A 14,227-nucleotide genomic window follows, 5' to 3' on the forward strand; every position below is an offset into this window, starting at 1 on the left:
TCTATTGATTAAATATATTCCGATGCGGCATGTGCCGATGACCATGCCCATTGGAAATTATAACCGCCCAAATGTCCAGTAACATCCAGCACTTCACCAATAAAATACAAGCCTTTCTGCTTTTTACTTTCCATGGTTTTTGAGGATATTTCTGTAGTGTCTACACCACCCAAAGTCACCTCCGCTGTACGGTAGCCTTCAGTTCCTGAAGGTTTCACTTCAAAGCCATGCAGACGTGCCGCAATCTGTTCCAGCTTGTCATCGCTGATATTACCAATGGCAGTTTCAGCGCTTTCAGTCCAGATCAGATTTTGTAATTCAGCCACCACACTTTTCGGTAAATATTCATTGAGTAGTGTACGTAACAAGACTTTGGGCTGGCTTTGTTTTTTGGATTTGAAGAAATCCAACAGATCAACACTTGGAAGAAAATCTACCTTAAAGCTCTGCCCGACATTCCAGTAATTGGAAAGTTGCAGGGAACTTGGCCCACTCAAACCACGATGGGTAAATAGTAGTGCTTCGGTAAAGCTGTTGAGTTCATTGGAGAGTGTTGCTTCTACGGCATTGCCGCTTAAGCGCGTGGTGACTTCTTTAAATCCGTCAGAGAAGGTAAATGGAACCAGTCCGGCACGGGTTGGATAGACGTGATGTCCAAACTGTTTTGCAATCTCATAGCCAATGCCTGAACCGCCAAGCGTAGGAATCGATAAACCACCAGATGCCACGACGACAGATTCAACTTCAAAATATCCTAGTGAGGTCGCCACTTGAAAGCCTTGATCATCGACTAGATTGACTGCTTTCACTTCGCAGCTGGTTTTAATATCGACCAGACCGGTTTTGTCACATTCCGCTAGCAGCATCGACAAGATATCTTTTGCACCATTTAAGGTAAACAGCTGTCCATGTTTGCGCTCTTCATAAGCAATGCCGTATCCACATACCAAGCCGATAAAGTCCCAGTTGGTATAACGCGTTAAAGCTGAAATCACAAAATGTGGATTGTGTGAAATGTAATTGCTCGGTTCGACTTCCAGATTGGTGAAATTACATTTACCACCGCCAGACATCAGGATTTTTTTGCCAACCTTATTGGCTTTTTCCACTACCACGACTTTACGCCCACGTTGCGCAGCCATATACGCCGTCATTAAACCTGAGGCACCGGCACCTATGACTAGAACATCGTATTGCTTGGAAGACATCACACACTCAAGGGAGAAGAAAAGGGAAGCATTATAGACAATTTTATTTCAGCTTTCTCTATTCCAGAAAAATCAGTTCCGTGATTGCAGATTCACAGTGGATTTTAAACATAAAATATTTGAAAGCTGTCTAAAACTCATGCATAGTTTTTGTACAAACTAAAAACATAATAACAAGGAAAAGCGAATGGCAAGCGCGGAAGATTTAAAACAATATAATCTCATTACTTATATTCTTTATATTTTAGGATTTTTTCTTGGTCTGACCCCATTTATTGCGATTGTGATGAATTATATCAAGCGTGATGAAATGCGCGGTACCTGGCTGGAAAGTCATGTCGACTGGCAAATTAAAACCTTCTGGATCAGTTTGCTGGGCTATATCGTCGGTGGCTTATTGACTGTGATCTTGATTGGTTTCCTGATTGTATTTCTGGTCTTTATCTGGCATATCTACCGCTTGGTCAAAGGGTTAATTGCCTTAAATAATAATCAACCGATTGAAGCTTAGGTTGCTGTAAAACCAAAGGGAATATGACGGCCTTGCAGACCACCAGTATGAATCACCAACAGTTTTGATCCAGCCGGAAAATAATTTTTCTCGATTAGATCAAAAATCCCCATCAGCATTTTAGCCGTGTAGATCTGCTCCAGTGGAATTGCAAATTCCGCTTCAAAATCCCGGATAAACTGCATCAAGGCTGCACTGGTTTTGGCATAGCCACCACAGCAATAATCATCGAGAATATTCCAGTTGGTTTTATTCGTTAGTTGAGCGATTTCATCTTTTAAAAATGAACCTTTCAGTGCAGAAAATCCTAAAACCTGTTGATGCCCATGACTGGCTTCGATCAATCCGCTGATGGTGCCACCGGTGCCTACTGCACAACAAATCACATCAAATTGCGCATCGCCATCTTTTAATATTTCCTGACAACCTTGAATCGCCAAAGCATTGGTTCCACCTTCAGGAATAATATAATGTTCAGGAAATTGTCGAGCGAGTTCGGCCAAATACTCAGGCTGTTGCTTGCGTCGATATTCATCACGACTGACGAAATGCAACTGCATCCCGAATTCTTGGGCGGTGGCTAATGTTGGATTCAATGGGTGATCAGCCAGTTCTTCACCTCGAATCATACCAACACTCTGAAAACCAAACTGCTGTGCGGCAAATGCAGTAGCGGCAATATGATTGGAATAAGCACCTCCAAAACTCAGAATATGCTGATAATCCTGTCTTTTGGCTTCAAGAAAATTGTATTTCAGTTTAAAAAACTTGTTGCCCGAAATTTGCGGATGCACCAGATCCAGACGACGTATTGTTAAAGTAATATCGTGAAAATTAATCTGTTGATCTGGAATATTTTGAGCAATTTTTTCAAACATAGACATTAAGATAGTAGGTTATTAAAACATTATAGCGGAAGTGCTAAAAATCAGAGCTTTTCAATAAGCCATTATTCGCTGAGAGCTATGGAGTTGGTTGTAGATTGTCACAAATATTCTGCTGATAATTTAAATAACAATGCTAATCTAAACAGAGGAAACCCTGAGGAGGGTAGAATAATGAAAATATTATCCTATGCTGTGTGGGTCGGCATGCTGCTCAGTCTGTCGGGCTGTGATGATGCGATGAATAAACCTAAAACAGAAACCCGCACCATGATTATTGGTGGCGTACCTGTACATGAGCAGGATTATCAACTGCTAGACAAGCATTTGAGTGCTCAGGATCAGTTAAAACCTTAAGTAATTGCCATAGTTAAAATTCATGACAAATCCAGAAATTTTTACAGCAAATCGTCAGGTTTTTGCTTAAAATAGCCCTTCAATTTTTAAGTCAGGTTATCTCGTGGAATCATTCTGGATTTTAGGTTCGATTGCTTTTGCCCTGATGTTAGGCGCAATGAGCCCCGGGCCGACTTCTATTTATGTGGCAAAAAACTCAATTGCCATTTCACGTAAACATGGTTTATTTACTGCATTGGGTACTGGTCTCGGTGCAGCGATTTTTGGTCTGTTGGCGGTTCTCGGTTTGCAGGCATTTTTACTAGCTGTACCTTCAGCTTATCTGGCCTTAAAAATTTGTGGTGGTTTATATTTACTTTGGCTGGCGTTTAAAATCATTAAACATGCCAAAGATCCAATCGAAGCGGATACAACCATTAGCAAACAGATGTCTTTACGTCGTGCCTTTACCACCGGTTTAATCACGCAGTTGTCCAATCCCAAAATTGCGATTGTGCTAGCCAGTATTTTTACCGCGTTATTGCCCAAAGAAATTCCAACATATTTTTATTTTGTTTTGCCTGTCTTATGTTTCTTTATTGATGCAGGCTGGTGTTCACTAGTCGCAGTTGCATTATCTGCGGAAAAGCCACGTCGTGTTTATTTGAAGTTTAAGGCTTTGTTTGACCGCGCAGCAGGCGCAGTTATGACGGTACTTGGCTTAAAATTAATTTTTGGTATGAAATAAATAAAAAATAAAATATTTCAGATTTTGTTTAATTGTTTACTAATATTGTTATCATTCCTTGATTTTTAAATTACTAAATATCAGAGGGATGATATGTCTAATAAAAGATTGTTAATTGCTGCGTTTGGGTGTTTCACGTTTACCGCCTGTTCTACTACAGAGACTTCTAAAACGATTCAAGCTCCCCAAGTAACCGCTGCGACTGCGGCTGTTAAATATAATGGTATTAAAACTCCGGTATCAATTGGTAAGTTTGATAACCGTTCGAGTTATATGCGAGGCATTTTTTCAGACAATGTTGATCGTTTGGGTGGTCAAGCTAAGACTATTTTAGAAACACATTTACAGCAATCGGGTTATTTTTCTGTCCTTAATCGAGATAACTTGTCCGAACTTCAACAAGAATCTGGCTTTAATAAAACATCACAATCTATTAAAGGTGCACGTTATGTACTTACAGGTGATGTATCTGAATTTGGCCGTAAAGAAGTCGGTGATCATCAATTTTTTGGTGTATTGGGCCGTGGTAAAACTCAAATTGCTTATGCCAAGGTAAATTTAAATATTGTAGATGTAAAGACAGCTGAAGTAGTTCATTCTGTTCATGGAGCAGGTGAGTATGCACTGAGTGAGCGAGAAGTGCTAGGTTTTGGTTCATCAGCTTCTTATGATTCAACACTTAATGGGAAAGTTTTAGATTTGGCTGTACGTGAAGCAGTGAATAATCTTGTACTCGATATTCAAACCAATAAATGGTCTAACAAATAATAGGTTTGAAGCATGAAAAAATTATTCCTATTAGTGGGATGCTTAGTTTCACTAAGTTTAGTAGGGTGTGTAAGCGCACCAAAATCACTATACAGCTGGGGACAATATCCACAGCAAACATATTTACTTTTAACTGTTCCAGAAAAGGTTTCTCCGCAAGAGCAGATTGTTAAACTTGAAAAAGATATTGAAAAAGCGAAAGCAAAAAATGCGGCAGTTCCACCAGGTCTATATGCACATTTAGGTTTGTTAAATCTCAATATTAATAATGGCCCACGTGCAATTGAATACTTTGAATTAGAACGACAAGTTTATCCTGAGTCAACTATCTTAATGGATCGTTTATTGCAAAAAATGACAGGTGCAAGTGTGATGGGAGCGAAAAAATGAAAAATTTATTCGCTTTAAGTGCAGTAGCAATTTTATTTACAGGTTGTACTATGGCACCTCAAAACACGCGTGATTTGAGCAGCTATACAGCCCATATGCCAAAATCTATTTTGGTAATGCCACCTGTAAATGAATCACCGGATACGCGAGCACCTTATAGTTATTGGTCAACAGTAACAGTTCCAATTGCGGAAGCTGGTTATTATGTTTTCCCAATAAGCGTAGTTGATACCATGTTTAAAGAAAATGGTGTCTACAATGGTTCTGATGCACAGATGGTGAGTCCACAAAAATTAAAGGAAATTTTCGGTGCAGACGCAGCACTTTATATTAAAGTAAAGGAATACGGTTCTAAGTATCAAGTAATTCAAACTGTAGCAACAGTCGCAGTTGAGGCAAAACTGGTTGATCTGAAAACAGGTGAATTACTTTGGGAAGGGACCGAGAAACAACAGCTTGCTAATAATAATAGCAATGCAGGATTGGTTGGCATGTTAGTGGGCGCTTTAGTAGATCAGATATCTAATCATCTAAGTGATAAAGCATATGTATTATCAGGAACAGTTAGTCATTTACTATATACACCTCGTTTGCCACAACAGAAAGGTTTGCTATATGGACCTCGCTCACTACATTTTGCGCAAAACTCATTGAATCCTTAATACTATACGCTATAAAAAAAGCCCCTAGTCGTAGAGGCTTTTTTTATGTCTATTAAAAAGTATTTTCTTCCGAATTAGCAGAAATACGATGAATCGACAAGTCTGCACCATTGAACTCTTCTTCCTCAGTCAGGCGAATACCCATCAAAACCTTAAGCAGGCCATACACCAAAAAACCACCCGCCAAAGCAATGACAATCGCCAGCACTGTACCTATGAGTTGTGAAATTAAAGACACTCCTCCCATTCCTCCAAGCCATTGCTGACCGAAGATACCCACAGCTAATCCGCCAAAAGCACCACAAACGCCATGCAAAGGCCAAACCCCCAATACATCATCCACTTTGAGTTTATTTTGGGTATAGGTAAAGAGTTTCACAAAAATAATACCGGCGCTGATCCCGATAAAAAAAGCACCCAAGGGATGAACGACATCTGATCCGGCACAAATCGCCACCAGACCTGCTAAGGGACCATTATGCAGGAAGCCCGGGTCATCTTTCCCCGCAACTTTGGCTGCTATTGTTCCACCGACCATGGCCATCAAAGAATTAATGGCGACCAGTCCAGAGATGGCATCCAGCCGCTGCGCGCTCATGACATTGAAGCCGAACCAGCCAACAATCAGAATCCAGGAACCCAAAGCCAAAAAAGGAATTGATGAAGGAGGATGCGCGGTGATCCGGCCATCTTTTTTGTAACGGCCATGACGCGCACCAAGTAGGATTATTGCGGCCAGTGCGATCCAGCCGCCCATTGCATGAACGACAACTGAACCGGCAAAATCATGAAAACTTGCACCAAATGCATGGGTCAGCCAATCCTGAAAACCAAGGTTGCCATTCCAGATCATACCCTCACAAAACGGATAGATCAGCGCAACCAGAAATAATGTCGCTAAAGCCTGTGAACGCATTTTGGCACGCTCTGCAATCCCTCCAGAGATAATCGCTGGAATTGCTGCAGCAAAAGTCAACAGGAAAAAACAGCGCATCAGATTGTAGCCATGATCGGCAGACAAGGTTGCAGCATCATGGAAAAAGTGCTGACCGTAGGCAATATAGTAGCCCACTAAAAAATAGGCGATGGCGGAGATGGCAAAGTCGGTTAGAATTTTACTTAGGGCATTGACCTGGTTTTTATGTCGAACTGTTCCAAGCTCTAAAAAAGCAAATCCAGCATGCATGGCAAGCACTAGAACTGCACCGAGAAGAAGAAATAATAAGTCTATATTTTGCATGGTGCGTTCCAATTTAGTGCGCGGGATCACAAAAGAAAGTCAGTATATAGAGGCAAATGGATAGTAGAAGAGGGCTAAGCAAGGGAAATTTTGATGAAGAATTTCTTGAAATTGATAAGACTCGATATAAAGCACGTTACTATTTTTTTGCACCAAACTAAGACATGGCGAGAGTTCATAAAATTGAAATTTATATTTAATTTTTAGGTGTTTATATTTATCGTAAGAAAAACGGTGCTAAAAAAGCATGCTAAAGGTGCACGTAAAAAGTAAAAGATTTTTAAGAAAAAATTTAAAAATAAACGAAACTATTGCTTTTAAATTTCAAAGCGTCATTCAAGTTTTAAATTTACCAAGTCATAGGGAATCTGGCTGAAGGATATTTAAAATAAATGAAACCCTAAAAAATTAGGGTTTCATGCTTAGATAAAATTATTGAAGTATTCAATTAATCTTTAAAATGTACCGGAATCCATTGATAGCTTTTATTGTCTTTAGAATAAATATGTCCAATCCCCGGAAATGGCAAATGCGGTGCAGCTAACGTCTGACCATTCTTCGCATATTCAGCAAAATACTTTAAGCGGGTTTCAATCGCCTTTTTCGGATCGACATCGAAGTCAACGCCGGTCTGTGGACGATCAAACTGCAGCGTATGTGAATGCACAATATCTCCAATAAACACTATCTGCTGACCTTGTGATTTTAAGCTAAAACCAAAATGCCCCGGTGTATGTCCAGCCGAACTGATGACATCGAAAGCATGGATTTTATCGCCAGTTTTAAAGGTTTTGAGCTGATTCTTGACCTGATAGGGGGCAATGGCTTTCTTGATTTTATCGACTGTGCCCAAAAAACCTGCCTGCTTGGCTTTTGGTAATTTGTCTGCTGTTTTAGGATTCATCCAGAAATCCAGTTCAGTTTGAGACACATAAATATTGGCATTGGGAAAATTGGCCACGCCATTATTGCTGATGCCGCATACATGGTCAGGATGCAAATGCGTGAGCAGGATGGCATTGACCTGTTCAGGTTTATGTCCTGAAGCCTGTAAATTGGAATACACTGAACCTAGGTGTGGACCATTACAGCTTGAAGTCCCACTATCGACCAGAACCAGTTCTTTGGCTGTATTGATCAGAAATGCATTCACGGAGGTTTGGATGCCTTTGGCCTGATCGACGTAGTATTTTTTTAAGATCTGGTCAGCTTGGGCTGCTGGAATATCTTTAAATAAGGCTTTGGATAGATAATTGGTCCCATCTAGCAGTGCAGTAATCTGGTAATCCCCGAAGTTATGTTGATAATAACCGGGAACCTGTTTTTGTTGTTGGGTGCTAGAAACGGTTTGTGCATGGGTTTGAGAGATACCCGCCATTAAACCTAAAGCAAGCAGTGACATGACGAGAGAAGAGGTGAAGTATTTCATGGCTATTCTTATGTAATTAAAGTCAATTCTATGTATTAGCATGGATGTGAGCAAAAAAGAATATGAATATATTTACCATTTTTTAAAATAGAATGGACGATTTGGCATCTGTACTAAAAATTCAGTCAGAATCTGTATATTGATTTTTTGAAAGTTAAGAACCTATTTTTCATTAAAATATTATTATAAATAAAATGCTTAGATATATTTCACTTTTTATGAAAAGCTCGTTAACATGGGGTATTACGAACAAGCTTTGGGTGTCGCTATGAGTTTTTGGAAAAGAAAAAACAATGCCAGCTTTGTATTTTTCATTATTACCTTATATTCACTACTGGGCTTTGGACTGGGCTATGTGATTTGGGAATTTGTGTTGCAAGGCTAAGTGACCCAGCAGTAAAAAGCCTCTAGAGATAGGGGCTTTTTTGATATTTTGATTTTATGAGAGGATTAGCCAGCGAGTTATTTTTAGGTAGTGATGGTGGTGGGTTCAGACGCTTGGGTCGCGATTGCTGTGGTGCTTAGGGCAAGTGTGAGGAATAGGGGGTTTAAGGTTTTCATAGGATTCTTATAAGTTTTAAAGGGATGGATTATTTTTATCACATTGCCTACTATTTTTCATGAGTATAAAGTAATCATTTTTTCAAATTGAGGGCAGTGTATGGAAGAACCAGAGTATGAGGGAAAGCCTTTAGCCTATTTAGATCAAAATATCCTAGATTTATTTGCTAAAAAATTTGATCGGCGCCCTGAAGTCTATGCTTATTTCAGAGAAAACTTTCAGGTTGTCTATTCTGATGCAACTCTCGGTGAAATTTATAAAGCATTTCTTAACTCTGGAAATGAAGAGAATATTGGAAAATATTTAAATGTACTTGAATTGTTAGATGCAAATCATATTCGAATAGCTTACAACAGAAACTTTGAATTTCTTGATAAATGTGTAATTTCAACATTTCCTGTTAAAGAGTGGTTTGTTAGGTATTTAGAAAATAAGCAGAATTGGGCTTTTTTAGATCAGCATATTTACAATCACTTTCTATTCAGTTATCAAAAAAATAAAAATATTAATGAAATCAAAAGAGACGCATTGTTGGCTTATGAAAATAATTTAAAAATAATGGAAAAGGCTAAAAATGAATTAAGTAATCATTCACTGTTTAAAGATAGATCAGAGGCCTTGTATAAGCAAATAAACAATCAAAAAATTGATTATGAAAAAGCAATTGATCTCATGTTAGAAAAAATTATTGAGCATGCAGACAATGAGAAAATGACGGAAGTTTTTCGAACAGCAATAGGTGTTCAGCCAAAGCACTTGAACAATATTAAGATGCCGAATGTGGTACAAAAAATTTGGAATTTGTATAAAGATAAAGAAGGGTACAAAAATTTTGGTATTGATGATTTTTGGAATTTCAAAATTATCGAAAATGTGAAAGCAAGAGAACTTTACAATTATGAAAAAGTAAATATTATGTATAACATGATGAATTTCTTAGGTTTTAATCAGGATACTGAATTGGATCACACCAATGGTGTACAGCGTGCAATGAGTGATTTTACACATGCACAGATCGCTTCATTCTGTCATTACTTCTTTACACATGATATGAAATTGAAAAATAAAGTTGAAGCCATTTATGATTATTTAGATATTAATACCAAATTTGGTCAAATTAATATTGATGAAAAAGCCCCTACAACGTAGAGGCTTTTTTCTTGTCTTAATCTGAAAAATTAAGACACTTTATCACCCGGTTTAGCACCAGATTCAGGTGAAATCACCCAAACACCGTCACCATTACCCGCAGCTAAAACCATTCCGTTCGAAATACCAAAACGCATTTTACGTGGCGCAAGGTTTGCCACCATCACCACCAGTTTACCTTTTAAGTCTTCAGGTTGGTAAAACTCACGAATACCACTGAACACATTACGTGGCTCAGCTTCACCAACGTTTAAAGTGAGTTGAAGCAGTTTGTCAGAACCTTCAACCGTAGCCGCTTCCAAAACTTCAGCCACACGCAGGTCAACTTTCATAAAATCATCAATATTAATGATTTCAGCTTCACCGACTTTAGGTTCAGCTTTCTTTTCAATCTTCTTCTCTTTTTTCTTCTCAGCTTTTGCTGGTTCAGCAGGAGCAGCTAAAGAATCTTTAGATGCATCCACCATGGCAGCAACCGCTTTTGGATCTACACGTTGCATCAAGGGTTGGAACAATGCAATTTCATGACCCACTAGAATGGTTTTGCGAGAAGCAAAATCGAAGCTTTCAAGTTGCAAGAAATCTTGAACCTGTTGAGCTAGTGTCGGCAATACAGGAGCCAAGTAAACTGCCAATTGACGGAACAGGTTGATCCCCACAGAACATACATCATGAACCTTTTGTTCCTGACCTTCCTGTTTCGCAAGTGCCCAAGGCTTTTTCTCGTCGATGTACTGGTTGGCTTTGTCTGCTAGTGCCATGATTTCACGAATCGCAGCCGAGAATTCACGTGCTTCATAAGCCTGAGCAATTGAACTACCTGCATCAATAAAGCTTTGTACCAATTCAGGTTCAGCACATGTAGTGCTTAACTTGTTATCAAATTTAGTGTTAATGAATTTCGCACAACGGCTGGCGATATTCACCACTTTACCGACTAGGTCTGAATTCACTTTTTGTACAAAGTCATCCAGATTTAAGTCTGAATCTTCAACTTTGTCTGAAAGTTTCGACGCGAAATAGTAGCGTAAATATTCAGGATTTAAATGCTCTAAATAGGTTTCCGCTTTAATAAAGGTGCCGCGAGATTTTGACATCTTTTGGCCATTTACCGTCAAGAAACCATTCACGAATAAGCCTGATGGCGTGCGGTAGTTTGCACCTTCAAGCATTGCCGGCCAGAACAGGGCATGGAAATAAACGATGTCTTTACCAATGAAGTGATAGACCTCATTTTCAGAATCTTTTTTCCAGTAGTCATCAAAATTCAATTCAGGACGTTTGGTTTTGATGTAGTTTTCAAAGCTCGACATATAACCAATCGGCGCATCGACCCAAACATAGAAATATTTGTTTGGCGCATCTGGAATTTCAAAACCGAAGTATGGCGCATCACGTGAGATGTCCCAGTCATTCAAGCCATTTTCAAACCATTCGTCCAGCTTGTTGGCAATCGATACCGGCAAGCGACCTTCATCACGAGTCCATTTTTGCAGGTATTCACCAAAATTTGGCAATTTAAAGAAGTAATGATCAGATGATTTTTCGACTGGAGTTGCGCCACTTAAAGTGGAATGCGGATTCAACAACTCTGTCGCATTATAAGTTGCACCGCAGACTTCACATGAGTCGCCGTACTGATCTTCCGCCTTACATTTCGGACAGGTGCCTTTAATGAAACGGTCTGACAGGAACATGCCTTTTTCAGGATCAAAAAGCTGGGTCACCGGACGAACTGCAATATTGCCCGCATCACGGTTTTTCACATAGATTTCTGACGCACGGGCACGGTTGGTATCGCTATGTGTAGAATCATAATGATCGAAATGCACACCGAAACCGTCAAAGTCACGAATGTGTTCTTTTTGCACATTGGCAATTTGCGCTTCAGGTGAAATGCCATTCGCTTCGGCACGCAGCATGATCGCAGTTCCGTGAGCATCATCCGCACAGACATAAGTCACATCATGGCCCATTGCACGCATCGCACGTACCCAAATATCAGCTTGGATATAACCGAGTAGGTGACCCATATGAATCGGGCCATTGGCGTATGGAAGGGCGTTAGTGACTAAGATATTACGCACGGATATGACTCTCTCATTCGTATATTATGCAAGGTGCATGATTTTACCTGATGCACGTCCGAATACAAAGCAATCCTTTAAGTGAATCAAGTCCCTTTCAACGATAATTCGTGTCTAAATGTCTTTGTATTTACAGAATGTCTTGGAAATGTAGATTTCTCTATATTGCGCTGCAAATAACAGTAATAATAGGTCATTGATGTAAAAGCTTTGAGCCAGAAAACCATGATTGACGAAGATGATTTGGATTTCGACCAACCTGTCACGCGTATTAAGCAAAATGCTGCGAGTCAAAAACAATTGGGCAGTCAGATTTTAAAAGATGCAAAAGCTTATCTTGAATGCATCTCGGCAGATGAACATACACTTTTAATTAAAACCTTATCGGGCTTGGCAGAGCAAGATGCTTACTTCCAAGTGCTTGCAGATCAGTTGGATCAACCGATTGGCGCGAAGTTTGCCAATGATGCTTTAAACCTCATGCATTTTTGGCCAACCATTCACCAATTTGAAGATGTTGAGCAATTTAATTTACTCGATATGATCAATAGCGAATATTTCCAAACTGAAATGCTCAAAGCCTTTGATGCCTTAGAGATTGATGAAGAGATTAAAGCCAAGCGTCGCCAGGTGCTGCTTGAAAGCTTGAAAATGTACAAGCTTGGTTTTTACAGTGGTTGTATTCCCAATGTCTATGCACAACTTGAAGGCATTTTGACTGATATTCTGATCAAAACAGGCTTTTTAAAGCAAAATGGCACCAAGTTTGTCGATGTCTATAAAATTGTACCGGGTTTAAAAGGCAATGAAATTAAAAGCCTGTGGCATAAGTTCAAAATCGCCATTGAACTGAATCCGTATTTTGCTGAACTTGCTGCCTATAAAATGGATTCAAGCTCGAATGTGACCATGACCCGGCACAACATGCTACATGGCACAGATGTAGACAATTTCAATCAAGCACGCAGCTTCATTCTGTTTATATGGTTGTTCTCTGCGGTCAGCTTTATGAGTACTTTGCGTGCCTAACCTGAAGTAATGTCTCATGATAAATTTGCACTCTATAAACAGCTGATGTGGATTGGCAACATGCGCCCTTTAGCTTTGAAAATTACGCCATGACGGAATTTGAATTAGCAGGGTAGAAGTGTGCTGACAGAATTGCAAAGAAATACTTTGCTGAAACCCTGCGAATAGATGGACTTGGACAGCCCGAATACAAAAGCCTGCATCATCTTTAGCATATAGCTTTTCAATACAGATTTGACTCAGCTCATGCTACATCCTGCAAACAATAGCAACAACTTGTACAGGCTTTGTTGCAGTTTGCTTACTTCGCCCGATTCGCGTGATGCTTTGTGCTAAAAAAATGGCTGATTGTTTATATGATATGCCTAAGGAGGGTACCTCATGATTCAGCAGAACCAAAACAATACGTCGAAGCAAAATCAAGATAAAGAACAACATGCACGCGAATTGAATGATCAGCTTGCAAAAGAGCAAAAGCAAAACGAGCTGGATAAACAGCATAATCAGGAACATAAGAACGGGCAAAGTGCCCAGACCCATGCTGATCAGAAGTCTGATACCCAGCATAACGGTAAAGAGGAAAATGCTGAGCAATCAGCGCAAAAAGACAGTTCTCAAGAGAATCAGTCTGATAAAAAAACTGAAAGCTTTAAGATGGATGACTTAAAAGCCAAAGCGATAGCGATTGGTGAAGAGCTATTGCAAAAAGGTGAAAAGCTTCTGAATGAGCTGAAACATGGCAAATCTGACAACCAGCAAAATGCTGAGCAAGGTTCGGATGATGCGAAAAAAGCCAAAGCGGATCATACCTCTCAAGATAAGTCATCTAACAAGTCAGATAAACAAAATGCTAAAGATGGTCAGACCGATCATCAGGCAGGTATGGCAAATTTAAAAGATGAAGCCATGCATAAGTTTGAAGATACCAGACAAAAAATCACAGACTTAGTCAGTGAAGCCTCGGTTAAGTTCGCTGAGCTGAAACAGATGGCGACTGATACGATGAACAAAATGAAAGATAATCAATCGAAGGAAGGTGATTCTGATCAGCAGCAAGATGCCAAAGATACAGATTCAGAAAGCAACTCTCAGTCCAAAAAGGATGAATCGAAACAAGATCAGGATAAAAATAAAAAGGATCAACAGGACAAATCTGAAAACAATAAAAATCATAAATAGTCTGTGATCGTAGAGCCACTTTAATCACAGAGGGTTAAAGTGGCT

The 14,227-nt window shown here is 39.5% G+C and carries 15 protein-coding genes; 10 read left to right on the forward strand and 5 right to left on the reverse strand.

Annotation, left to right across the window (positions count from 1 at the left end; translation table 11 throughout):
- Positions 1 to 8: 8 nt before the first annotated feature.
- Entirely contained in the window at positions 9 to 1,208 is a 1,200-nt protein-coding gene (locus ACP7AK_RS03905) for an NAD(P)/FAD-dependent oxidoreductase (protein WP_425878698.1), read from the reverse strand.
- A gap of 187 nt (positions 1,209 to 1,395) precedes the next feature.
- On the opposite strand from ACP7AK_RS03905, the gene ACP7AK_RS03910 reads away from it, so the two are divergent.
- A complete protein-coding gene (locus tag ACP7AK_RS03910; protein ID WP_044111062.1) occupies positions 1,396 to 1,719 on the forward strand; it encodes a DUF4870 family protein in 324 nt (107 codons plus the stop codon).
- On the opposite strand, the gene ACP7AK_RS03915 is transcribed toward ACP7AK_RS03910, so the two are convergent.
- Entirely contained in the window at positions 1,716 to 2,597 is an 882-nt protein-coding gene (locus tag ACP7AK_RS03915; RefSeq protein ID WP_425878700.1) for a 1-aminocyclopropane-1-carboxylate deaminase/D-cysteine desulfhydrase, read from the reverse strand. The genes ACP7AK_RS03910 and ACP7AK_RS03915 overlap by 4 nt on opposite strands.
- Positions 2,598 to 2,777: 180 nt before the next feature.
- Between ACP7AK_RS03915 and ACP7AK_RS03920 the strand changes: the two genes are divergently transcribed.
- The 5 genes from ACP7AK_RS03920 to ACP7AK_RS03940 all read left to right on the forward strand — a co-directional run bounded on the left by ACP7AK_RS03920 (position 2,778) and on the right by ACP7AK_RS03940 (position 5,507).
- A complete protein-coding gene (locus ACP7AK_RS03920) occupies positions 2,778 to 2,960 on the forward strand; it encodes an NF038215 family lipoprotein (RefSeq protein WP_085064447.1) in 183 nt (60 codons plus the stop codon).
- A 103-nt stretch (positions 2,961 to 3,063) separates the two neighbouring features.
- Positions 3,064 to 3,687 carry a LysE family translocator gene (locus tag ACP7AK_RS03925; protein ID WP_004280739.1) on the forward strand — a complete coding sequence of 208 codons (624 nt, stop codon included), beginning with the start codon at positions 3,064 to 3,066 and terminating at the stop codon, positions 3,685 to 3,687.
- 93 nt (positions 3,688 to 3,780) lie between these two features.
- The gene (locus ACP7AK_RS03930; RefSeq protein ID WP_425878703.1) at positions 3,781 to 4,455 is read left to right on the forward strand and encodes a CsgG/HfaB family protein; all 675 of its coding nucleotides are present in this window, start codon (positions 3,781 to 3,783) and stop codon (positions 4,453 to 4,455) included.
- Positions 4,456 to 4,467: 12 nt separating this feature from the next.
- Positions 4,468 to 4,845 carry a DUF4810 domain-containing protein gene (locus ACP7AK_RS03935; RefSeq protein ID WP_422195689.1) on the forward strand — a complete coding sequence of 126 codons (378 nt, stop codon included), beginning with the start codon at positions 4,468 to 4,470 and terminating at the stop codon, positions 4,843 to 4,845.
- Positions 4,842 to 5,507 (forward strand): DUF799 domain-containing protein, encoded by a 666-nt coding sequence (locus ACP7AK_RS03940; RefSeq protein WP_425878705.1) that lies wholly within the window; start codon positions 4,842 to 4,844, stop codon positions 5,505 to 5,507. Before ACP7AK_RS03935 ends, ACP7AK_RS03940 begins: the two co-directional genes overlap by 4 nt.
- Before the next feature lie 52 nt (positions 5,508 to 5,559).
- Here the strand turns inward: ACP7AK_RS03940 and ACP7AK_RS03945 are convergent, their stop codons facing one another.
- Both ACP7AK_RS03945 and ACP7AK_RS03950 read right to left on the reverse strand, forming a co-directional pair.
- The gene (locus tag ACP7AK_RS03945; RefSeq protein WP_425878707.1) at positions 5,560 to 6,747 is read right to left on the reverse strand and encodes an ammonium transporter; all 1,188 of its coding nucleotides are present in this window, start codon (positions 6,745 to 6,747) and stop codon (positions 5,560 to 5,562) included.
- Between the two features lie 448 nt (positions 6,748 to 7,195).
- Positions 7,196 to 8,176, reverse strand: a complete 981-nt coding sequence (locus tag ACP7AK_RS03950; protein ID WP_425878709.1) for an MBL fold metallo-hydrolase — start codon at positions 8,174 to 8,176, stop codon at positions 7,196 to 7,198.
- A 268-nt stretch (positions 8,177 to 8,444) separates the two neighbouring features.
- Between ACP7AK_RS03950 and ACP7AK_RS03955 the strand changes: the two genes are divergently transcribed.
- Both ACP7AK_RS03955 and ACP7AK_RS03960 read left to right on the forward strand, forming a co-directional pair.
- Positions 8,445 to 8,561, forward strand: a complete 117-nt coding sequence (locus ACP7AK_RS03955; protein WP_086044934.1) for a hypothetical protein — start codon at positions 8,445 to 8,447, stop codon at positions 8,559 to 8,561.
- A gap of 276 nt (positions 8,562 to 8,837) precedes the next feature.
- A complete protein-coding gene (locus tag ACP7AK_RS03960) occupies positions 8,838 to 9,887 on the forward strand; it encodes a hypothetical protein (RefSeq protein ID WP_425878711.1) in 1,050 nt (349 codons plus the stop codon).
- A gap of 29 nt (positions 9,888 to 9,916) precedes the next feature.
- On the opposite strand, the gene metG is transcribed toward ACP7AK_RS03960, so the two are convergent.
- Complete coding sequence (metG, locus tag ACP7AK_RS03965) at positions 9,917 to 11,974, reverse strand: methionine--tRNA ligase (protein ID WP_425878713.1); 2,058 nt, start codon at positions 11,972 to 11,974, stop codon at positions 9,917 to 9,919.
- A 225-nt stretch (positions 11,975 to 12,199) separates the two neighbouring features.
- Here metG and ACP7AK_RS03970 point away from each other — a divergent pair, with 225 nt between their 5' ends.
- Positions 12,200 to 13,003, forward strand: a complete 804-nt coding sequence (locus tag ACP7AK_RS03970) for a hypothetical protein (protein ID WP_425878715.1) — start codon at positions 12,200 to 12,202, stop codon at positions 13,001 to 13,003.
- Between the two features lie 381 nt (positions 13,004 to 13,384).
- Positions 13,385 to 14,182: a hypothetical protein gene (locus tag ACP7AK_RS03975; RefSeq protein WP_425878717.1), complete on the forward strand. Its 798-nt coding sequence runs from the start codon at positions 13,385 to 13,387 to the stop codon at positions 14,180 to 14,182.
- Positions 14,183 to 14,227 lie beyond the last annotated feature (45 nt).

It is taken from the genome of Acinetobacter sp. TWP2-2-3 (assembly GCF_049896445.1).
Taxonomy (GTDB): domain Bacteria; phylum Pseudomonadota; class Gammaproteobacteria; order Pseudomonadales; family Moraxellaceae; genus Acinetobacter.

What these genes read in the sequence shown, in the direction of transcription:
- ACP7AK_RS03910 (WP_044111062.1), top strand. Translation starts at nt 1,396, where the DNA reads ATGGCAAGCGCGGAAGATTTAAAACAATATAATCTCATTACTTATATT.
- ACP7AK_RS03930 (WP_425878703.1), top strand. Translation starts at nt 3,781, where the DNA reads ATGTCTAATAAAAGATTGTTAATTGCTGCGTTTGGGTGTTTCACGTTT.
- ACP7AK_RS03975 (WP_425878717.1), top strand. Translation starts at nt 13,385, where the DNA reads ATGATTCAGCAGAACCAAAACAATACGTCGAAGCAAAATCAAGATAAA.
- ACP7AK_RS03920 (WP_085064447.1), top strand. Translation starts at nt 2,778, where the DNA reads ATGAAAATATTATCCTATGCTGTGTGGGTCGGCATGCTGCTCAGTCTG.
- ACP7AK_RS03940 (WP_425878705.1), top strand. Translation starts at nt 4,842, where the DNA reads ATGAAAAATTTATTCGCTTTAAGTGCAGTAGCAATTTTATTTACAGGT.
- ACP7AK_RS03905 (WP_425878698.1), bottom strand. Translation starts at nt 1,208, where the DNA reads ATGTCTTCCAAGCAATACGATGTTCTAGTCATAGGTGCCGGTGCCTCA.
- ACP7AK_RS03915 (WP_425878700.1), bottom strand. Translation starts at nt 2,597, where the DNA reads ATGTTTGAAAAAATTGCTCAAAATATTCCAGATCAACAGATTAATTTT.
- ACP7AK_RS03945 (WP_425878707.1), bottom strand. Translation starts at nt 6,747, where the DNA reads ATGCAAAATATAGACTTATTATTTCTTCTTCTCGGTGCAGTTCTAGTG.
- ACP7AK_RS03935 (WP_422195689.1), top strand. Translation starts at nt 4,468, where the DNA reads ATGAAAAAATTATTCCTATTAGTGGGATGCTTAGTTTCACTAAGTTTA.
- ACP7AK_RS03970 (WP_425878715.1), top strand. Translation starts at nt 12,200, where the DNA reads ATGATTGACGAAGATGATTTGGATTTCGACCAACCTGTCACGCGTATT.
- ACP7AK_RS03950 (WP_425878709.1), bottom strand. Translation starts at nt 8,176, where the DNA reads ATGAAATACTTCACCTCTTCTCTCGTCATGTCACTGCTTGCTTTAGGT.
- ACP7AK_RS03955 (WP_086044934.1), top strand. Translation starts at nt 8,445, where the DNA reads ATGAGTTTTTGGAAAAGAAAAAACAATGCCAGCTTTGTATTTTTCATT.
- ACP7AK_RS03960 (WP_425878711.1), top strand. Translation starts at nt 8,838, where the DNA reads ATGGAAGAACCAGAGTATGAGGGAAAGCCTTTAGCCTATTTAGATCAA.